The sequence below is a fragment of the Rhizobium sp. BK212 genome (assembly GCF_014197475.1).
GTDB classification, from domain to species: Bacteria; Pseudomonadota; Alphaproteobacteria; order Rhizobiales; family Rhizobiaceae; genus Rhizobium; species Rhizobium anhuiense.
In genome coordinates this window covers 347,856-367,642 of the sequence record NZ_JACIFS010000004.1, presented here as the reverse complement: position 1 = coordinate 367,642, position 19,787 = coordinate 347,856, and the positions used below count along the sequence as shown (strand labels likewise).

General features: G+C 62.0%; 22 protein-coding genes. 7 read left to right on the top strand and 15 right to left on the bottom strand.

The window, feature by feature from the left end; genetic code table 11:
• Position 1: 1 nt before the first annotated feature.
• The 6 genes from truA to FHT79_RS16440 form a co-directional block, all read right to left on the bottom strand.
• Complete coding sequence (truA, locus tag FHT79_RS16465) at positions 2-808, bottom strand: tRNA pseudouridine(38-40) synthase TruA (RefSeq protein ID WP_183903708.1); 807 nt, start codon at positions 806-808, stop codon at positions 2-4.
• Positions 808-1,743, bottom strand: a complete 936-nt coding sequence (gene fmt / locus FHT79_RS16460) for a methionyl-tRNA formyltransferase (protein WP_183903707.1) — start codon at positions 1,741-1,743, stop codon at positions 808-810. The genes truA and fmt overlap by 1 nt, the downstream gene beginning before the upstream one ends.
• Positions 1,744-1,763: 20 nt before the next feature.
• Positions 1,764-2,186 (bottom strand): type II toxin-antitoxin system VapC family toxin, encoded by a 423-nt coding sequence (locus FHT79_RS16455; protein WP_183903706.1) that lies wholly within the window; start codon positions 2,184-2,186, stop codon positions 1,764-1,766.
• The gene (locus FHT79_RS16450) at positions 2,183-2,467 is read right to left on the bottom strand and encodes a plasmid stabilization protein (RefSeq protein ID WP_183903705.1); all 285 of its coding nucleotides are present in this window, start codon (positions 2,465-2,467) and stop codon (positions 2,183-2,185) included. The genes FHT79_RS16455 and FHT79_RS16450 overlap by 4 nt, the downstream gene beginning before the upstream one ends.
• Positions 2,468-2,532: 65 nt before the next feature.
• Positions 2,533-3,048 (bottom strand): peptide deformylase, encoded by a 516-nt coding sequence (gene def, locus FHT79_RS16445; RefSeq protein WP_025554647.1) that lies wholly within the window; start codon positions 3,046-3,048, stop codon positions 2,533-2,535.
• Positions 3,049-3,145: 97 nt separating this feature from the next.
• Positions 3,146-4,642 (bottom strand): globin-coupled sensor protein, encoded by a 1,497-nt coding sequence (locus FHT79_RS16440; RefSeq protein WP_183903704.1) that lies wholly within the window; start codon positions 4,640-4,642, stop codon positions 3,146-3,148.
• A gap of 205 nt (positions 4,643-4,847) precedes the next feature.
• Here FHT79_RS16440 and FHT79_RS16435 point away from each other — a divergent pair, with 205 nt between their 5' ends.
• The 3 genes from FHT79_RS16435 (at position 4,848) to FHT79_RS16425 (ending at position 9,668) form a co-directional block, all read left to right on the top strand.
• The gene (locus FHT79_RS16435; protein ID WP_183903703.1) at positions 4,848-6,074 is read left to right on the top strand and encodes a DNA recombination protein RmuC; all 1,227 of its coding nucleotides are present in this window, start codon (positions 4,848-4,850) and stop codon (positions 6,072-6,074) included.
• A gap of 115 nt (positions 6,075-6,189) precedes the next feature.
• On the top strand, positions 6,190-7,089 hold the full coding sequence (locus FHT79_RS16430; protein WP_025554389.1) for a ribokinase: 900 nt from the start codon (positions 6,190-6,192) through the stop codon (positions 7,087-7,089).
• A 242-nt stretch (positions 7,090-7,331) separates the two neighbouring features.
• Complete coding sequence (locus FHT79_RS16425) at positions 7,332-9,668, top strand: methyl-accepting chemotaxis protein (RefSeq protein WP_183903702.1); 2,337 nt, start codon at positions 7,332-7,334, stop codon at positions 9,666-9,668.
• A gap of 78 nt (positions 9,669-9,746) precedes the next feature.
• On the opposite strand, the gene ptsN is transcribed toward FHT79_RS16425, so the two are convergent.
• The 7 genes from ptsN to lptC form a co-directional block, all read right to left on the bottom strand.
• Positions 9,747-10,211: a PTS IIA-like nitrogen regulatory protein PtsN gene (ptsN, locus tag FHT79_RS16420; RefSeq protein ID WP_003570770.1), complete on the bottom strand. Its 465-nt coding sequence runs from the start codon at positions 10,209-10,211 to the stop codon at positions 9,747-9,749.
• Between the two features lie 73 nt (positions 10,212-10,284).
• A complete protein-coding gene (gene raiA, locus FHT79_RS16415) occupies positions 10,285-10,860 on the bottom strand; it encodes a ribosome-associated translation inhibitor RaiA (protein ID WP_025554397.1) in 576 nt (191 codons plus the stop codon).
• 291 nt (positions 10,861-11,151) lie between these two features.
• Positions 11,152-12,075 (bottom strand): EamA family transporter, encoded by a 924-nt coding sequence (locus tag FHT79_RS16410; protein ID WP_127431037.1) that lies wholly within the window; start codon positions 12,073-12,075, stop codon positions 11,152-11,154.
• Positions 12,076-12,153: 78 nt separating this feature from the next.
• A complete protein-coding gene (gene rpoN / locus FHT79_RS16405; RefSeq protein ID WP_047617170.1) occupies positions 12,154-13,713 on the bottom strand; it encodes an RNA polymerase factor sigma-54 in 1,560 nt (519 codons plus the stop codon).
• Positions 13,714-14,028: 315 nt separating this feature from the next.
• A complete protein-coding gene (lptB, locus tag FHT79_RS16400) occupies positions 14,029-14,829 on the bottom strand; it encodes an LPS export ABC transporter ATP-binding protein (protein WP_011650211.1) in 801 nt (266 codons plus the stop codon).
• Positions 14,830-14,845: 16 nt separating this feature from the next.
• Entirely contained in the window at positions 14,846-15,481 is a 636-nt protein-coding gene (locus FHT79_RS16395) for an LptA/OstA family protein (protein ID WP_047617172.1), read from the bottom strand.
• 14 nt (positions 15,482-15,495) lie between these two features.
• On the bottom strand, positions 15,496-16,161 hold the full coding sequence (lptC, locus tag FHT79_RS16390; RefSeq protein ID WP_025554407.1) for an LPS export ABC transporter periplasmic protein LptC: 666 nt from the start codon (positions 16,159-16,161) through the stop codon (positions 15,496-15,498).
• A 224-nt stretch (positions 16,162-16,385) separates the two neighbouring features.
• Between lptC and sppA the strand changes: the two genes are divergently transcribed.
• From sppA to FHT79_RS16375, 3 genes are all read left to right on the top strand, one after another.
• Complete coding sequence (gene sppA / locus FHT79_RS16385; RefSeq protein ID WP_183903701.1) at positions 16,386-17,336, top strand: signal peptide peptidase SppA; 951 nt, start codon at positions 16,386-16,388, stop codon at positions 17,334-17,336.
• Positions 17,337-17,365: 29 nt separating this feature from the next.
• Entirely contained in the window at positions 17,366-17,665 is a 300-nt protein-coding gene (locus FHT79_RS16380; RefSeq protein ID WP_003544934.1) for an integration host factor subunit beta, read from the top strand.
• Positions 17,666-17,784: 119 nt separating this feature from the next.
• Positions 17,785-18,117 (top strand): LapA family protein, encoded by a 333-nt coding sequence (locus tag FHT79_RS16375; RefSeq protein WP_048338216.1) that lies wholly within the window; start codon positions 17,785-17,787, stop codon positions 18,115-18,117.
• 33 nt (positions 18,118-18,150) lie between these two features.
• Here the strand turns inward: FHT79_RS16375 and FHT79_RS16370 are convergent, their stop codons facing one another.
• Both FHT79_RS16370 and FHT79_RS16365 read right to left on the bottom strand, forming a co-directional pair.
• Positions 18,151-18,585 (bottom strand): GNAT family N-acetyltransferase, encoded by a 435-nt coding sequence (locus tag FHT79_RS16370; protein ID WP_183903700.1) that lies wholly within the window; start codon positions 18,583-18,585, stop codon positions 18,151-18,153.
• Positions 18,586-18,622: 37 nt separating this feature from the next.
• The gene (locus FHT79_RS16365) at positions 18,623-19,078 is read right to left on the bottom strand and encodes a carbon monoxide dehydrogenase subunit G (protein WP_048338214.1); all 456 of its coding nucleotides are present in this window, start codon (positions 19,076-19,078) and stop codon (positions 18,623-18,625) included.
• 106 nt (positions 19,079-19,184) lie between these two features.
• Between FHT79_RS16365 and FHT79_RS16360 the strand changes: the two genes are divergently transcribed.
• Complete coding sequence (locus FHT79_RS16360; RefSeq protein ID WP_183903699.1) at positions 19,185-19,787, top strand: NUDIX hydrolase; 603 nt, start codon at positions 19,185-19,187, stop codon at positions 19,785-19,787.

Below are 19,787 nucleotides of genomic sequence, written 5' to 3'. Positions count from 1 at the left end.
CCTACGAAAGATCGGCATCATCATCGGTATCGCTGACCTGCCGGCGGCGGTCGATGATGACGTCGGGATAATCCACCTGCATGAAATAGAGCCCGTCGGGCGGCGCCACCGGGCCGCAGGCCTTGCGATCACGCGCCTGAAGCGCCGCCTCGACATCGTCGGGCGTCCATTTGCCTTCGCCGGCAAGCTTCAGCGTGCCGGCGAAGGAACGGATCTGGTTGTGGAGGAAACTCTGCGCCGTGGCGCGGATCTCGATCAATTCGCCATTGCGGGTCACATCCAGCCGGTCGAGCGTGCGCACCGGGCTGTTTGCCTGGCAATGGGCCGAGCGGAAGGTGGAGAAATCGTGCCGGCCGACCAGCCTCTGAGCGGCGGTATGCATGACCTCGTGGTCGAGCCCCTTCGGCACCCACCAGGCCTTGCCGGCGTCGAGCGCCAGCGGCGCCCGGCGGCTGACGATGCGGTAGAGATAATGGCGCCGCAGCGCCGAGAACCGAGCATCGAAGAATTCGGGAACCGCCTCGACGTCGAGAATGGAGACGCGCTCGCCGGCCAGCCGCAGATGCGCGTTCAAGGCATTCTGCAGCTTGTAGGGCGACCAGTCCTTCGAAAGATCGGCATGGATGACCTGGCCCATCGCATGGACGCCGGAATCGGTGCGGCCGGCGCCGCGCACCGACACCGTCTCGCCGGTCAGCGACAGCACCGCCGCTTCGATCGCGCCCTGCACCGAGGGACCATTTTCCTGGCGTTGCCAGCCGACATAGGGGCCGCCGTCATATTCGACGGTCATGCGGAAACGCGGCATCAGCTAAGCCTCGTGCCGGCCGCAAGCGGCGTGCCTCTCAAGAAATCGGCCGCGGCCAGCGGCTTGCCGCCGGCCTTCTGCAGCCTGGTCAGCCGCACCGCGCCCGAACCGCAGGCGACGACGAGATCGTCCGTCAGCAATTCGCCTGATGCGCCTTGCCCTTCGGCCAGCTCGGAGGCCAGCACCTTCACCCGCTCCGGCTTGCCGCCGATCGCAAGCTCGAACCAGGCGCCCGGAAACGGCGCCAGGCCGCGGATATGATTGTGCACGTCCCTGGCGTTTCTGGCGAAATCGATGCGGGTCTCGGCCTTGTCGATCTTGGCGGCATAGAGCACGCCCTCTTCCGGCTGCGGCGTCAGCGGCAGTTCGTTCATCTCGAGTTTCACCATGGCTTCCGCCATCGCCTTGGCGCCCACGAGCATCAGCCGGTCGTGCAGCTCGCCAGCCGTCATGTTCGGGCCGATCTCGACTTCGCGGGTCAGCGCCACGGCGCCGGTATCGAGACCCTTGTCCATCTTCATCACCATCATGCCGGTCTTTGCATCGCCCGCCATGATCGCCCGCTGGATGGGTGCAGCCCCTCGCCAGCGCGGCAGCAGCGAGGCATGGCCGTTGTAGCAGCCATCCCTCGTGCCGTTCAGAATCGCCTCCGGCAGCAACAATCCGTAGGCAACGACGACGCCGACATCGGCATTGAGGGCGCGAAACCTCTCGCGCTCCTCGGGGTCCTTGAAATTGACCGGGATGAAAACCGGCAGACCGAGCAATTCGGCTGCCTGATGCACCGGCGATTTCTGCAGATCGAGCCCGCGCCGCCCGCCCGGCCGCGGCGGCTGGGTATAGACCGCAACGATCCGGTGGCCGGCATCGACGAGCAGGCGCAGGGTCGGAACCGAGAACTCGGGGGTTCCCATGAAGATGATGCGAAGAGACATTCTATCTCGCCAATTGAGGATCAGCCGTCTTCAAACGGGTTTACGAGCTTGAGATCAAGCCCCTCGAAATCTTTGACATTGCGGGTGGCGAGCGTCGCACCGTTGGCAAGGCAGATAGCGGCGATCATGGCGTCCTGGACCGAAATCGGCCGCCCGATGCTTTCGCGTTTCGCCCGCAAGCGACCAGTCACTATAGCCGTTTCCAAATCCCAGCCAACGATGCGGTCACGAAATTGGCCTTTTACCAAATTCTGGATAGCCCGGAAGAAGCGGTCCGATCCGGTCTTCAAGAAAACCCTTTCGGCTCCATAAATCTGCTCCATCAAGCCGACCGTGCAAAACCAGATTCGCGAGCTATCCTGCCGGAATATCCAAGCCTTCACCTTTTCACTTGGATATGGCCTGGCGAACTCGGAAACCACATTGGTATCGAGAACGATCATTCGAAATCCTCGAACGGCCGGCCGAAATCCTTTTTCCGCGCGGCCTCGATTTCGTCCATGATTGCAGCAAATTCATCGCACACTGCGTTTTCGCTGACAAAAGCGGCGCGTATTGCTTCATAGGCCGACAAAGTCTCGGGCTTTGCTTCGTTTTTCCTTTTCAGCGCTTCCCGCAAAAGTTCCTTGGCCTCGTCAGAAAGGCTGTTTCCGCTCCGCTGCGCCGATTCCGCAATGTCTCGCTTCATCGCATCGGAAATATTCCTGATCAGAAAATCACCCATGCGGCGCCTCCATCATGATATCACTGATATCATAGTGCTTTGCCGATAAGTTTTCAACGTGCTGCTCAGAGCGCCTTGGACTTCGCCGCCTTGGTGAACTTCTTGATGACCATCTCCCGCTTCAGCCGCGAGATGTGATCGATGAAGAGCACGCCGTTCAGGTGGTCGATCTCGTGCTGCAGGCAGGTGGCGAGCAGGCCATCGGCTTCGACCGTCTGTTCCTTGCCGTTGCGGTCGAGATATTTGACCGAGACAACGGCCGGGCGCTCGACCTCGGCATAATAATCCGGAATCGACAGGCAGCCTTCCTCATAGACGGAGCGCTCGTCGGACGATGTGACGATCTCCGGATTGATGAAGACCTGCGGCTGCTTTTCCTCGCCCTCGCGCGAGACGTCGATGACGAGCATGCGGCGCGGCACGCCGATCTGGACTGCGGCAAGGCCGATGCCCGGTGCGTCATACATGGTTTCCAGCATGTCGTCGGCGAGACGCTGCAGGTCGGCATCCACCCGCTCGATCGGCTTGGACAGCTGGCGGAGAATAGGATCGGGAAGAATGATGAGTGGCTTGATGGTCATGGCGTTCCCATAACCCATCTTTTCCGACTATGGAATTATCCGGCAGGCGGGGAATACGCTTTTTTCCATCCCCGCCTGGAATTTTGCCATATTCTCCTCAGGCCGCCCGGCGGGCAGCGAGGGCGGAATGCCCCTCCGGCCGGGCGCGGAAGCGCCGCAGCAGCTCGATCAGCTTCTCCACCTCGTCCTTGAGGCGGCGGGTTTCGGCTGAGGAGTGCTCGACCATGTCCGAATTCTGCTGGGTGATCGCCCCCATGTTGCGGACCGCCACGCTGACCTCGTTGACGCCGGTCGCCTGATCGCGGGCGGCGGCGGCGATATCGGCGACGAAACGGTTGATGATGTCGATACGACTGATCATGTCGTTCAGCGCCTCGCCGGTGCTGGAGACGATGCCGACGCCCTGATTGACCTGGGTCGAGCTCTGCGAGATCAGGTTCTTGACCTCCTTGGCCGCATCCGCCGTGCGCTGGGCGAGCTGGCGGACCTCCTGGGCGACGACGGCAAAACCCTTGCCGGCATCACCGGCACGGGCTGCCTCGACACCGGCGTTCAGCGCCAAGAGGTTGGTCTGGAAGGCGATCTCGTCGATGACGCCGATGATCTTGGAGATCCCGGTCGAGGATTTCTCGATGCCGGCCATCGCCGAAACGGCGCTGGTGACGAGCTCACCGGAATTCTTCGCCTTCTCTTGCGTCTCGCGTACGGCGGCCGAAGCCTTCTCGGCATTGGCGGCCGTCTGGCCGACGCTGACGGAAAGCTGCTGCAGCGCCGCCGAGCTCTCCTCGACACCGGCCGCCTGCTGGGCGGTGCGCAGCGCCAGATCGTTGGTCGCATCGGCAATGACGTCGGCGCCGCTCATGATATGGCCGGAGGTCTCGCGCACGGAGGCGAAGGACTGGCTTAGCGCCCTGACGGCGCGGTTGTAATCCTCGGCCATCTGCCTGAAATTGCCCGGCAGGTCGGACGGCAGGGTGGCTTCGAGATCGCCGCGCGACAGCGCTTCCAAGCCGCGGCGCAGCTGTTCCAGCGCGACTGCCTGGTCGGATTCGGCCCGGGTGCGCTCCTCTTCCAGGGCCCGGCGCTTGGCTTCGAGCGTCTCGAGATAGACCGAGATGGAATAATCCATGTCGAGCATGCCGGCCTTGATGACGGCCGACAGCTTCTCGGCCAGCTGCTTGCCTTGCCGGCGCGCGAAGACCGACGGCCACTGTTTCTCCATGATGCCCTTGACGAGTTCGGACATGACGATGGCGTAACCGCCAATATACCAGCGCGGCTCCAGCCCGATGCGGGCATGCGTCCGCCCGACCGCCGTGACCCCGTCGACATAGCTCTCGTCGAATGCACCGCCGGCAAGATTGGCCCAATGATCCTGCTGGCGCTTCTTGGCATGGCCGACGTGGTTCTTATCGGCGAAAAAGCCTGCGACCGCAGGGGTCCTGGCGATCTTGGCGTAGAATTTATCGAGGGCGCCGCCGATCAGTTCCGATATGACGGGGCGCAGATCCCGCATCGACCTGCGCGCCGCCTCATCCAGTTCGATGAAATCGAGGCGCTGCCTGAGGGCACTGTCGGTCTGCTGGGATGTCATGGAGGGTCTCTGTACTTGGCGCAAGGCGCGGGAAGGAATTTCTGCGCCACAGGTTTTGGCGAATATGGTTGAGCAATCGTTAAATCGGCCGGCGATTTCTTCTTCATCAGCTGGGAAGAGCAGCAGCCTGTGAAGATCGTAAGGGCCGGCAATTCTGTTCACGTTTTGATCTATATATTGCCGTGTCTTCTGTTATGCTCGCGGTATGACCGTCCATTCCGAATCGCTCGCCCTTTCCCTTGCCTCGATCAGTCCGGCCATGCTGGCGCTTGGCGGCGGGGTTCTCGCCGCCCTCGTCCTGCTGGTGATCGTGCTTCTGCTGCGCGGCGCCAACCTTCGCCGCGAACAGGCCGAGGAGGCGAGCTTCCGCGCCGGGGAAACCGAAGCGCGCATGGCCGAGCTTTTGAAGATCCAGGCGGAGATGCAGGGCCGCATCGCGGCGATGACCGAGGTCTTCGGCGCGCGGCAGAGCGAACTCAACCAGACGATCAGCCAACGCCTCGACGGCATGTCGCAGCGCGTCAGCTCGACGATCACCGAACAGACGAAATCGACGCATGAGAACCTGCGGCGGCTGCAGGAGCGGCTGGCGGTCATCGATGCGGCGCAGAACAATATCCAGAGCCTCGCCAAGGATGTCGTCGGGCTGCAGGCCATTCTGTCCAACAAGCAGACGCGCGGCGCCTTCGGGCAGTCGAGGATGGAAACGATCGTCGCCGACGGCCTGCCGATGGGCGCCTACACCTTCCAGCAGACGCTCTCCAACGGCTCACGGCCGGACTGCACGATCCGCATGCCGAACGACGCGCCGCCGCTTGTCATCGACGCGAAATTTCCGCTCGAAGCCTGGAACGCGATCCGCGACGCCGGCAGCCCCGAGGCCGGCAAGATCGCCGGCCAGCAGTTCCGCCGCGACATGGAGATCCATATCCGGGACATTTCCGAGAAATATCTGATCCAGGGCGAAACCCAGGATACGGCCTTTCTCTTCGTGCCGTCGGAATCGATCTTCGCCGAGATCCACGAGCACTTCGAGGCCGTGGTGCAGAAGGCGCACCGGGCGCGCATCGTCATTGTCTCGCCGTCGCTGCTGATGCTGTCGATCCAGGTCATCCAGGCCGTTCTCAAGGACCAGCGCATGCGGGCGCAGGCGCATCTGATCCAGGGCGAGGTGGCGATACTGATGGACGATCTCGGCCGGCTCGACGAGCGGGTGCGCAAGCTGCAGGGCCATTTCGCCATGGCGCAGAAGGATATCGACATGGTGGTCACGTCAGCCGACAAGCTCACCAAGCGCGGCGCCAGGATCGAAGCGCTGGAATTCGAGGCGGGCGGCGGCGAGGCAAAGCCTGCCCGCGACAGCGAAGCCGCGGCCAAATCGGTGGAAAGCCGCACCGGTCTTCTGAAGCTCCGGGTGGTTGACGAGGAGTGACCGCTTCGGGCAGTGTCTCGCCCGCATGAAACAGCAGGAGCATGACGCCGTCCGAAAACCGCGCCTAGTTTTCGCCATGACGTCACTTGCAGGCTCCAAAAGACGGGACACCCTGATGATCACAGTTTTCGGGTCCATCAACATGGATCTCATCGCCACGACCGAGCGCCTGCCGAAGCCCGGCGAGACGGTGGCCGGCAACGGCTTTGCCACGGCCGCCGGCGGCAAGGGCGCCAACCAGGCGCTGGCAGCGCGCCGCGCCGGCCGCTATGTGCACATGGCCGGCGCAGTCGGCAAGGATGGCTTCGCCGCGGATGCGCTGGCCCTGCTCGATGATGCCGGCACCGACCTTTCTCTCGTCAAGCATGTCGACGGCCCCACGGGCACGGCGCTGATCCTTGTCGGCGGCGACGGCGAAAACATGATTGCCGTCGTTCCCGGCGCCAACGGCCTGGTCACGCCTGCCGATGCCGAGAAAGCGGTCGGCCGCATGAACGAAGGCGATCTCCTGATGCTGCAGCTCGAAGTGCCGGCGGCCGCCGTCGAACGCGCGCTGTCGGCAGCCCGCGCCAAGGGCGTCACCAGCATCCTCAACCTTGCGCCGCTCATCCCCGATGCGGCCCAACTCGGCCGGCTCGCCGATATCGTCATTGCCAACGAGACCGAGTTCGAGCGGCTGGCCGGCCAGGAGGGCATGGACGCTGAAGCGCGCGAGGCCGCCCTTACCCGCCTGCATGCGGAGACGGGCCAGACGCTGATCGTGACGCTCGGCGGCGATGGCGTCATCGCCATTCGCGACGGGGCAATTTCACGGGCACAGGGCCTCAAGATCGAACCCGTCGATACTGTCGGCGCGGGAGATACCTTCTGCGGCTATTTCACTGCCAGCCTCGACGACGGCCTCGATTTTGCCTCGGCGCTGCGCCGTGCGGCCGTCGCCGGTTCGCTCGCGTGCCTGAAGGCCGGCGCGCAACCTTCGATCCCCTGGAGCGAGGAAGTCGCAGACAGAATATAGGAAGCGTCCCTTTGCGAAGCCGCCGGCAAAACCCCCGGTAATTCAGGGTGTTCCGGCGGTTTTCCTTGCCTTGATCAAGCAAGTTTCATTCAAATTTAAGAGATCTCTGGCGATGTTGCCCGCGGTCGCAGGTTCCTCGCGCTTTCAGGAATCGGCAACCACGCGGCGGCTCCATGACGGGGCGATGCCTTCGCTCCTGCGCCGGAGAATGCCCGTTCGGCGCATCCTTGTCCGAGGACCTCATGTTCATTTTTCGAATGAAATCGCTTGCGGCGAAACTCATCGTCATCACCGGCATCGCCATCGCGCTTGTTCTCATCGTTTCGAATTTTTTCCTCATCGGTCAGACCCGGGATCGGGTCCAGATCCTGACGATGGATCAGGCCAACCTCGAGGCAAAATCGATCGCCAATGAAATCGCCGCCAATGTCGGCGAACTCGCCAGCGCCGCGCGCACCATGTCGGGCGTCGTCGGCCGCGGCCATGAAGGCAAGTCGCTCGATCGCAAGGGCATGATCAACGTGCTGAAGGCCAATCTCGAACAGAACGCCTTCGCCTTCGGCAGCTGGTTCTGCGAGCAGCTCGGCGCGCTGGATGGCAAGACCACCGAGATCGCCAACAATAATGACGAAGGCACGAACAAGAACGGCGCCTTCACGCCCTACTGGTCGAAGACCAAGGATGGCGGCATCCAGTATTCGACCTTCGACAATGACTATACCGCCGAATGGTGGAAGCTCGCCGCCGACAGCGGCAAGGGCGCGATCACGACGCCCTATATGGCCGAAGGAACGGATGTTCCGACGCTGCTGACCTCGATCGCCTATCCGGTCATGTCGGGTGGCAAGATGATCGGCGTCGCCGGCGTCGACATTTCGCTGAAGTCGCTCACCGACAAGCTGCAGGCGCTGCATCCTTTCGGCTCGGGCCGCGTCACGCTGCTGTCGCAGGCCGGCAACTGGATCGTCGCGCCGATCCCCGACCTGATGACCAAGGAATATAGCGGCGAAGGCGCCGACATCGTCAAGACGGCGCTGTCGAGCAAGCAGCCCGGCCTCGTCAGCAACCTCACCTATGACGGCCTCGCTCCCTTCGACCGCGTCGTCTATCCCTTCGCGGTTCCCGGCGTTAACGCCACCTGGGTCGTGCTCGTCGACGTCCCGCACACGGCGATCAACGCCCCGGTGAAGGACCAGACCTACATGATGATCGTCAATGGCCTGATCGTGCTCGGCGCGGTCATGCTGGCGCTCTATTTCGCCGTCCGCTCTTTCGTGCAGCGGCCGCTCGGCGGTCTCGTCGCCAGCGTCAAGGCGCTCAGCGACGGCCAATATGCCGAACCGGTCGCCGCCCAGGAGCGCAGCGACGAAATCGGCTCGGTCGCCAAGGCGCTCGAAGGTTTCCGCTTCAAGCTCGCCGACAGCCGGCGCCTTGAGGACGAGGCGGCCCGAGAGCGTCAGGCTGCGGAAGCCGAGCGCGGCCGCTCGGAATCGGAACGCCAGGAATCGTTATCGCTGCAGCGCCATATCGTTTCGATCGTCGGCGCCGGCCTTTCCGAGCTGTCGCAGGGCAATCTCGCTCACCGCATCACCGACGACTTCCCCGGCGAATACGGCAAGCTGAAACAGGATTTCAACGCCGCCCTGGCAAGCCTGGAAGAGACCATCAACACGATGAACCTCAGCGTCGCCAATATCGGCTCCGGCACCGGTGAGATCAGCAGCAGCGCTTCCGACCTCGCCAAGCGCACCGAACAGCAGGCGGCAAGCCTGGAAGAGACGGCGGCCGCGCTCAACGAGCTCACCGCGCAGGTCGATTCCAGCGCCGAGAATGCGCGCACGGCTGCCGACAACGTCAACCTCGCCTGCCAGGATGCGGAAAAATCCGGCGAAGTGGTGCAGAAGGCGATTGCCTCGATGCAAGGGATCGAACAGTCTTCGACGGAGGTTTCGCGGATCATCGGCGTCATCGACGAGATCGCCTTCCAGACCAACCTCCTGGCACTCAATGCCGGCGTCGAGGCCGCGCGTGCCGGAGAGGCCGGCAAGGGTTTTGCCGTCGTCGCCCAGGAGGTGCGCGAGCTCGCGCAACGGTCGGCCAATGCCGCCAAGGAAATCAAGACGCTGATCAACACCTCGGCCGTCCAGGTCAAGGAAGGCGTCGATCTCGTCGGGCGCGCCGGCGGCACGCTGCACAAGATCGCCGAACAGGTGATGGGCATCAACGACCTCATCCGGCAAATCTCGGCATCGGCCAGCGAACAGGCTGTCGGCCTGAAGGAAATCAACCAGGCCATGAACCAGATGGACCAGGTGACGCAGCAGAATGCGGCCATGGTGGAGGAAGCGACCGCCGCCAGCATGGTCCTCAATGACGAAGCGCAGACGCTGAAGACGCTCGCCACCCGCTTCAGCGTCTCGGGGGGTAACTCCGCCGCACTCGCCTCCGTCGCGCAAAGGATGCGTGCCCCTGTTGCCGCGGCCTCTTCGCATCGGGTGGCCGCGCCTGCGGTTCGCCACGCAGCCGCCCCGTCGCGCGGTTCGGCGGCCGTCGCCCAGGACAGCTGGGAAGAATTCTGATCGTTTCAGCCGCTCATCCTGAAAAAGGCGCCTGGGGAACCCGGCGCCTTTTCACATGTCAGCGAGCATCGATACGGCTTAGGCAGCGTTCGACGTCTGCTCTTCGTTGAGGAAGGCATAGATCGCCGAGGCGGAATCGGTTGCGCGGAGCTTGGCGACCAGATCGTGATCACGCAGGACGCGGGCGATACGCGACAGAGCCTTGAGATGGTCGGCGCCCGCGCCCTCCGGCGCCAGCAGCAGGAATACGAGATCGACAGGCTGGTCATCCAGCGCCTCGAAATCGACCGGCTGCTCCAGCCGGGCGAAGATGCCGACGATCGAATGGATGTTGACCAGCTTGCCGTGGGGAATGGCGATACCGTTGCCGACGCCGGTGGAGCCCAGGCGTTCGCGCTGCAGGATGACGTCGAAGATCTCCCGCTCGGAAAGCCCGGTGATCCTGGCGGCTCTTGCAGCCAATTCCTGAAGCAACTGTTTCTTGGAATTTACTCTGAGGGCGGGAATGATCGCATCCTGATGGAGCAAATCTGCCAATGCCATTTCTTTTTCCTTCTGTCGCCGGGATCAGATGATGCAAGGAGCGGCGGCAACACCGCCGCTCATCACCCTGATCTCAGCCTTTGATATTGGCTGAATCGATCCAGCCAATATTTCCGTCGTGCCGACGGTAAACGATGTTCAGATGTTCCTTGCCGGGGCTGCGGAACAGGAGAAGCGGCTCATCGGTCATGTCGAGCGCCATTACGGCGGTGGCGACCGACATGGTCTTCAGCTGCTTCGTGCTTTCAGCGACGATCGCCGGAGCGAAATCGTCGGCAATTTCATCTTCGTGATCAGGAACAGAATCCATGACCGTGTAGGCGACTTCTGCAAAACCATTCAGGTGGTTTCCGGCGTGATGGTCCTTCAGTTTGCGCTTGTAGCGGCGCAGGCGCTTTTCGATGCGCTCCGAAGCGGCGTCGAAAGCAAGCTGCGGATCGGTCGCCTCGCCGGCTGCATGCAGCACCACCCCGCTGTCGAGATGAAGCTTGCAGTCTGCGGAGAAACGAGAACTCGCTTTTTCCACGGTCACTTGGCCGGAATACCCCCCGTCGAAGTATTTCGTGATGGCCATACCAATTTGGTCCTCGATCTTTTGACGGAAGGATTCACCAATTTCCATATGTTTCCCGGATACACGCACACTCATGGAGTTTCCCTTCTTATGGTCGTTTGCGGGTATCAGTTTACGCCAAGCCTCAGGTTCATCCAAGCACTTCGCGCAATCTCAAGCAAGATCGGCTTAGGCCTGCGGGTCCTTGGTGCCTTGGGGATGATGGGGATAACTCCAGACGCCGTTCACGGCATCGATTGCGGCGCGCTTCTAGCCAGAGGTTACCAAAAAGTCAATAGGGTGGAAATTCCCCATAAACGATGCTCGATAAACGTGCATGGAAGGCGCGGTGAGGCAAGTCCATCGCAAATCGCCATCTGATCGGCTTTAAGCACTTCGCGCTTTCGTTGTGCCCGCCTTTGCGGGGACCGTCATGGCGGCCACACCGGACATGACGCAGACGAGGCCGATCCAGGCTGTCGGGCTGAGGCTTTCGCCGAGGAAGACCAGGCCGATCGCAACACCGATCGGAACTCTGAGATAGGCTTGCGAGGTGGTGCCAACCGAACCCAGCGTCTGGACGAGGCGGAAATAGATCACAAAAGCCAGCGCCGTCGAAAAGGCGGAGAGGCCAAGCAGCGCCAGCATCGATGCCGCCGACGGATCGAGTTCCCACGGCCGGTCGACGACGAGGCTGACGGGCAAGAGGATGACCGCGCCTGAGATCAACGAGCCGGCGGCCGGCACGGCGGGATCGAGCCCCTTGAAGTTTCTGCCGAATATCGCGGCACCTGCATAACAAATGGTCGCCAGGATGATGGCAAGCTGCGCCATCAGGTTTTCGCCGAGACCGCCGAGCGCTTCGATGCCGATGACCAGGCAGATGCCGGCGAGCCCGGCCATGACCCCGCAAAGTTTTCGCGACGTCACCTGCTCATGGCGGGTAATCAGCACGGTCAACAGGAAGGTGAAGATCGGCGTTGCCGAATTCAGGATCACCGCCAATCCGGCATCGACGGATTGTTCCGCCCAGGCGATCAGCGTGAAGGGGACGACGCTGTTCAGGCAGGCCTGAAGCAGGAACCGGCGCCATGTCGCGTGATCGCGCGGCAGGCGGACACGCCGGTAGCGGAGGACGGCCAGCAGAAGACCGCCGGCAATCAGCGTGCGTGCGGCGATCAACGTCACGGGCGGAATCGTCTCGACGCCGATCTTGATGAAGGTATAGGAGGAACCCCAGAGGGTCGCCAGCACCAGCAGCAGGACAAGCTCTCTGGCAAAGCTGGAATTTTGCGGCTGCATGGTCGGCATTCGATGTTGGTTCAAGACATCAGCGTAATAGTGGGGATTTGGAGATGGATGCTTCGATCAAGCTCGAAGTATGCCGCCTCAGAAGCCAGCGACCTTGGCGAGCGCCCGCTTCTCGCGGCGACGCTGGACCGAGGAGGCGATGTTCATCGCTTCCCGGTATTTGGCAACCGTGCGGCGGGCGAGATCGACGCCGCCCTTCTTCAGCATGTCGACGATATCGTCGTCGGAAAGCACCGCGTCCGGGCTCTCCTGCATGATCAGCGCGCGGATCTTGTGGCGGACGGCCTCGGCCGAATGGCTGTCGCCGCCCTCGACGGCGCTGATCGAGACGGTGAAGAAATATTTGAGTTCGAAGAGGCCGCGCGGCGTCAGCATATATTTGTTCGATGTGACGCGGCTGACGGTGGATTCATGCATCTTGATCGCCTCGGCGACCGTCTTCAGGTTCAGCGGCCGCAGGTGGTCGACGCCGTGCAGCAGGAAGGCGTCCTGCTGGCGAACGATTTCGCTTGCCACCTTCATGATGGTTTTTGCCCGCTGGTCGAGGCTGCGCGTCAGCCAATTGGCGCTCTGCAGGCAATCGGCGAGAAAGGCGTGATCCTCGCCGTTCTTTGTCACGCGGGAAAAATAGGACTGGTTGACCAGAACGCGCGGCAGCGTATCCGGATTGAGCTCGACCAGCCAGCCGCCCTCCGAGGAGGACCTGACGACCACATCCGGCATGATCGCTTCGGAAACACCCGCCTCGAAACCGCTGCCGGGCTTGGGATTGAGCTGGCGGATCTCGCCGAGCATGTCGAGAAGATCTTCCTCGTCGACGCCGCATATCCGCTTCAGCGTGGCGAAATCGCGCCGCGCCAGAAGTTCGAGGTTTTCGACCAGCGCCTGCATGGCGGGATCGTACCGGTCCTTCTGTCTGAGCTGGATCGCCAGGCATTCGGCAAGGCTGCGGGCGAAAACACCCGGCGGATCGAGTGTCTGCAGGGCGGCAAGCACGCGCTCGGCCTGCGTGACGCTGGTACCGAGCCTCTCGCCCGCCTCGACGATATCGGCGTGCAGGTAACCGGCGTCGTCGAGCTGGTCGACGAAATTCTGCGCGATCAGCCGGTCGGCCATGTCAGGCAGGACAAAGGGGATCTGCTGGCCGAGATGATCGCGCAGCGACACCTGGCCGGCGACGAAATCGTCGAGATCGTAATCGGCGCCCTCGCCGCTGCCCGGCATCGATTTCCACTGGCTGACGAGCTCCGGCGCATCGAGGCGCTGCGGGGCACCGTCATCGGGAAAGACATTGGTGTAGTTGGCGTCGAGTTCGTCGTTCAGCCGGCTGGTGCTGGCGCTGCCGCCATTGTCGTACCAGTCGCTGGAGAGCGCGTCGGTGCGGTTGTCGTAGCCGTCGTCGGAACCGGCATCCTCCGGCTGATGAGCATACTGCTCGTCTTCGCTTTCGCCGCGTTCGCCGCCCGCCTCGCCGTCATTCGACGGGAATTCGAGCAGCGGATTCTTCTCCACTTCCTGGGCAATGAACTGGTTGAGTTCAAAATGCGTCATCTGCAGCAACTGGATGGATTGCATCAGTTGCGGTGTCATCACCAGGGACTGGGTCTGGCGCAGGAAAAGATTGGCGGACAGTGCCATGACGGACGCGAAACTCCCCTCAATTCCTCCGGGAAACCGTGTCTGATCAAGGCCTCAGGCCACGGAAATCCAAGTTGGCCCAAAAATTGCTTTTTTATTCTATTTGGTCAAGCGGAACTATGCCAACAAGGTGAATTTCTGCGGCTGGAGGCTTTGCTGGTCAGATTGAAGCAATCTGTTGGCTCAAACGGAGTCGCATGGACGAGCGGCCGGGGCGTGTGAGCCGTTTTCGAACGACATCATACTCTCATTCCTGGATTTCGATCCAGATTCAGATTTCAAGCCGATCTGGCCTAAAATCATGCGGATCTGGCGTCAGAGGCTGAAATTGTCGCCGAGGTAAAGCCGGCGCACTTCCGGATTGTTGACGATGTCGTTGGCCCGGCCGTGGGTCAGCACCTCACCGGCATGGATGATATAGGCCCGGTCGATGAGGCCCAGCGTCTCACGCACATTGTGGTCGGTGATGAGAACGCCGATGCCGCGCGCCGTCAGGTGGTGAACGAGGTTCTGGATGTCGGCGACAGAGATCGGGTCGACGCCGGCGAAAGGTTCGTCGAGCAGCATGAAGGTCGGATCGGTCGCAAGCGCACGCGCGATTTCAAGGCGGCGGCGCTCACCCCCCGACAGGGCGACGGCGGCACTCTTGCGCAGCTTCTGGATATGGAATTCCTCCAGAAGCTCGTTCAGCTTCTGCTCGCGCTCGGCCTTGTCCTTCACATGCACTTCGAGGACGGCGCGGATATTCTCCTCCACCGTCAGGCCGCGGAAGATCGAGGCTTCCTGCGGCAGGTAACCGACGCCGAGGCGCGAGCGGCGATACATCGGCATGGTCGTGACATCGTTGCCGTCGATCTCGATCGTGCCTTCATCCACCGGCACTAGGCCGGTGATCATGTAAAAACAGGTGGTCTTGCCGGCGCCGTTCGGGCCGAGCAGGCCGACGGCCTCGCCGCGGCGCACCACCAGCGAGACGCCGTTGACGACGCGTCGCGTCGCATAGGTCTTCGTCAGACCGCGCGCGATCAGCGTTCCTTGATAGCGGCTCTTGTCGGCGGCACCCGCAGCTTGTGGCCCGGGCTTGCCGAACATGGTGGATAGCGATGATAATTTCACGTGGGAGGCCGGCTTCTCAGTTCTGCTTCTGCTGCGTACTCGGCTGCGACTTCGGATCGAGCTGAATCTGGACACGCCCGCCGCAGCTTTCAAGCTCCGCCTGGCCGGTTTGCATGTGAACCGTGAGTTTGCAGCCGGTAAAGACGTTCGGCCCGTCCGACAGAATGACCTTATTCCCCTCATCCGCGGTGAGGATGAAGGTCTGCGAGGCCATGTCGAAATTGCCGTCATCGGCAGTCGCCGTCTGCGTGCCCGAGGTCAGGAGGACCTTGTCGGTCACCAGGATCTTGTCGATATCAGCACTTCCCGATGCAAGCGAGCCCGACTGCTGCGGCTGGGCCGCAGGTTGCGCCCCGTCAGCGGCCGGCTTTGCCGCCTTGTCCTTGTAATAGACGGTCATCTTGCCGGACTGCATCGTCGTCGTGCCCTGGACGACCTTGACCTTGCCGGTGAAGAGCGCGGTGTGCTCCTGGTCGTGGATCTCCAGCTTGTCGCTTTCGATCTGGATCGGCTGGTCGTTGGAAAGCTTCATGCCCGACATCGTGGCCGCCTGCTGCGCGGGCGCGCCCGAAGCCGTCAGGATAAGGGCAAATGCGCCGGCAATGAATGCCATGCCAGTCTTGCAAGTGGATATGCGACAATCTTTTGTCATGGTGACCCGGCTGGTTAAGTGCCCTGTTTATGGATGGTGGATGGATCGACATTCATGCGAACATTCCCCTCGAATGTGATCACCCGCCCCTTATCGGTTATCTCCATCGTCCGCGCAACAATGGAGGCATTGTCCTTGGTGATGGTGACGGGATCGTCGCTCCGCATGTTTCCGCCCTTGATGTCGAGCCGGGCGGACTGGAACTGCGCATTGAGGCCACTGCTCAGCACGAGGGTGAAGGGGGCCGTCATATGCAGATTGTCGGTGGCGCGATTGTAATCGGCGGTCGAGGCGACGACGCGCGCGATCAGCCCGTCATTCATCGGCACGGCGGCCTTGATGGTCTCGAGCGTGATTAGATCGGGATTGCGGATATCCTGCAGCGCCCTTTCGGCCAACATCGAATAGTTGATGCCGTCTGAATTGCGTCCTGATATCGCCGGCTTCTCCATCACGACCTTGCCGTTTTCGATCTTGGCGCCTTCCATCTTGATGTTCTCGGGCAGATAGATGCTGATCAACGCCACCGCGGTGAGGCCTGCCGCGACGATGAGGGCGGCCACCGGCAGCAATATCTTCAGCCGGCGCACGCGGGCAGAATGGAACAACGCGTCGCCATAGGCGCTTCTGCCGGACCCTGTAAAGGCGGCATTTCCGTTGTTCTTCAGGGTGTCGAGCATAGGCCTCGTCCATGTGCGGTGATCGCCGCGCCTCTCTAACAAAGCCGGCCGCCAATCACAGTTCGTTTCGCATTATTACATTGGCTTGCCAATATGGAATTTTTTCTGCAACAAGCAACAAAACGGAAAAACATCAAAAAGTGGCATTCGTACGCGCCGCGGCCGCCCTATTTTACCGGACCTCTCGGCGGCATGCCGAAGCCGGGCCAGCGCTGGAGGTTTCTATGGACAGTTCGATCATCGCGGATCGCCGGCGGTTGCGCCGCAAGCTCGGCTTCTGGCGCCTCATTGCCGTTGCCCTCATCGTGGCGCTTGGTTTCGCCTTCTATCACTTCGCCGTCGGCGATGCCGGGACGCAGCACCCACATATTGCCCATGTGACGATATCGGGACTGATCGTCGACGACGACGAGCTTCTGGAGCGGCTGAAGAAGGTCGAGACCAGCGACCAGGTGAAGGCGGCGGTGATTTCGATCTCCTCGCCCGGCGGCACGACCTATGGCGGCGAAAAAATCTTCAACGCCATCCGGGCAATATCAGCCAAGAAGCCTGTGGTCTCCGACGTGCGCACGCTTGCCGCCTCCGCCGGCTACATGATCGCCACCGCCGGCGATACGATCATTGCCGGCGACAGCTCGATCACCGGCTCGATCGGCGTCATCTTCCAGTATCCGCAGATCCAGCCGCTGCTCGACAAGATCGGCGTCTCGCTGCAGGAGATCAAGTCCTCGCCGCTGAAGGCCGAGCCCTCGCCCTTCCATGAGGCGAGCGAGGAGGCCAAGGCGATGATCCGCAACATGGTGGTCGACAGCTATAACTGGTTCGTCGACCTGGTCGCCGACCGGCGCAAGCTGCCGCGCGACGAGGTGCTGAAACTCGCCGACGGCACGATCTATACCGGCCGCCAGGCGCTGAAGGTAAAACTCGTCGATACGATCGGCGGCGAGCCCGAAATCCGCGCCTATCTCAAATCGCGCGGCGTCGATGCCGACCTGCCGATGGTCGACTGGGACAAGAAGAGCAATACGCCCTTTCTGCTCGCTGGGGCTGTTTCGCGGTTGATTACGATCTTCGGTTATGATGATCTCGTGAAAGGCCAGGATATTAATGGAATCCTGCCCCCAAAGTTGCTTCTTGACGGGCTGCTTTCAGTTTGGCAGGTTGGCCGCGATTGATAAGAAATCAATAATTTAAGGGGGCGACTGTGATCAAGTCCGAATTGGTGCAGATAGTTGCGGCACGCAACCCGCATCTCTATCATCGCGATGTCGAGAATATCGTCAACGCGGTTCTCGACGAGATCACCGATGCACTGGCTGCGGGTAACCGAGTCGAATTGCGCGGCTTTGGGGCCTTTTCGGTCAAGAATCGCCCGTCCCGCTCCGGCCGCAACCCGCGGACCGGCGATACCGTGTTCGTCGAGGAGAAGTGGGTTCCCTTCTTCAAGACCGGCAAGGAGTTGCGCGAACGGCTCAACCCCGGCCAGGCCGACGAAGAGGATTGAGCAGCGGCAACCGCCTGCGGCGAAACCGCACTTGAATTCGAGAGCCGTTTTCCTATCCTGCCAAGCATCAAACGCGCCCTTTAAAAAAACCGGCGCAATATGCCGCATGGAGACCTCAAATGGCCAAGAAGATCGTCAACCTGCTGATTCTGCTGCCGCTCGGCGTCATCCTCATCGTCTTCTGCGTCGCCAACCGGCAGAGCGTCACGCTCGCCTTCAATCCGTTCCGGCCGGAGGACCAGGTGCTTGCGGTTTCCGCGCCCTTCTTCGTCTTCCTGTTCATCGCGCTGATATCAGGCATGCTGATCGGCTCGGCCGCGACCTGGTTCAGCCAGGGCAAACACCGCAGGCGCGCCCGCACCGAGGCCAAGGAAGCCATCCGCTGGCAGGGTGAGGCCGACCGCCACAAGAACCGCGCCGAAGAAATTGCCGGGCAGCTGCCGTCGCGGTAAAATCGGCCCGATTTCAACGGCTTTGGGTCGCCGTCAAACAGGAAAAAAGCTCAGTTCCTCATAGTCGCCTTCCGGCGAGGCGCCGTTGCCGGTCACCCGGAAACCGTGGGAGAGGTAGAACGCCTTCGCCCGCCGGTTCTTCACCAGGCATTTCAGCCGGTACCGGTGCTGCGGCCATTCCGGCAGCGCCTGCAGCAGGGCCGTGCCGGCGCCCTGCCCCTGGAATTCCGGTCTCAAGTAGAGCATGTGGATGAAATCGTCCTCCGGCCAGAGCGACAGGAAGCCGGCGACACTGCCATCCGCATGCTCGCAGACGAGGACCGTCTCGCCGTTGGTATGAGCGGCGAAATCCTCGCGATGGAACTTGCCGGGATCGACCCAGACGAATGTTTGGCGGCGCACGGAAAGATAGATCTCCGCAAGCATTTCCTGGTCTTCCGCCCGCGGCGGCCTGATGGTCCACGTCATGATGTCGATTTAAACAAACCCTGTGCCCGCGCCAAGCCTACCCCGCCGCCATCTTCGCGACGACCGCGGCGTTGAAATCCGAAAAGAACCCTTCGGCGAGCTTCTGCGAGGTCGAATCGAGCAGGCGGGCGCCGAACTGGGCAAGCCTTCCGCCGAGCTCGGCCCTCGCCCGATAGTGCAGGATGGTCTCGACGCCGCTTTGCTCGAGCACGACATCGGCGCTGCCCCTGGCGAAACCGGCAAGACCGCCCTTGCCTTCGGCCGACAGCGTATAGCTCCTCGGCGCATCGACATTGGAAAGCGTCAGCAAGCCGTGGAAGGTGGCCGACAGCAGGCTGAACTTGACCTTGATCGTCGCCTCGAAGACATCAGGCGACAGCCGCTCGATGCCCTGGCAGCCTGGAATGCAGCCGCGCATGATCTCGGGATCGTTGAGCGCTGCCCAGACGACGTCCCGCGGTGCGGCGATGCGTTCTTCGCCGGTGAAATCCATTCGGCAGCCCCATCTTCGATTCGCTCAACTTATCCAGCGGGAAAGCGCTTTGCCAAGGCGGAGGGGAATGTTATCTGCGTGACCATACCGAGCGAGGAATTGGCCGATGAACGAACTGAAGCCCTGGAGCGTGACGGCAAGCCGCATCACCTATGAGGACCGCTGGATCCGGGTGCGGAGCGACGATTGTGTCACCGCCGACGGAATCGTCATCGCGCCATTCCATGTGCTCGATTATCCCGACTGGATCAACGTCATCCCTGTTATGCCCGACGGGCGGGTGCTGCTGACGCGGGAATACCGGCACGGCCGCGGCGAGATCGTGCTCGGCCTCGTCGCCGGCGGCGTCGAACCAGACGATGGCAAGACTGGCCACGGCGAGACCGGCGACGCGGCGTTGGCGGCGGCACAGCGCGAACTGCGGGAAGAGACCGGCTATGAAGCCTCGACCTTCGTCAAGCTGCTCACCTCCTATCCGAATGCGGCCAGCCACAGCAACGCGGTGACGAGCTGGCTGGCGCTCGGTCTGAACCGGGCCGGCGAACCGCGTTTCGACCCTGGCGAGAAGGTCGAGCTGCTGTTTGCCGATCTTGCCGCCATCCTCAGCGACCTGCAATCCGGCGCCGTCATCATGCAGTCGATGCATGTCGCTGCACTTTATGCGGCGGAAAGCTGGCTTCGAAGAGAGGCGTCCGAGGGCTTGAAATAG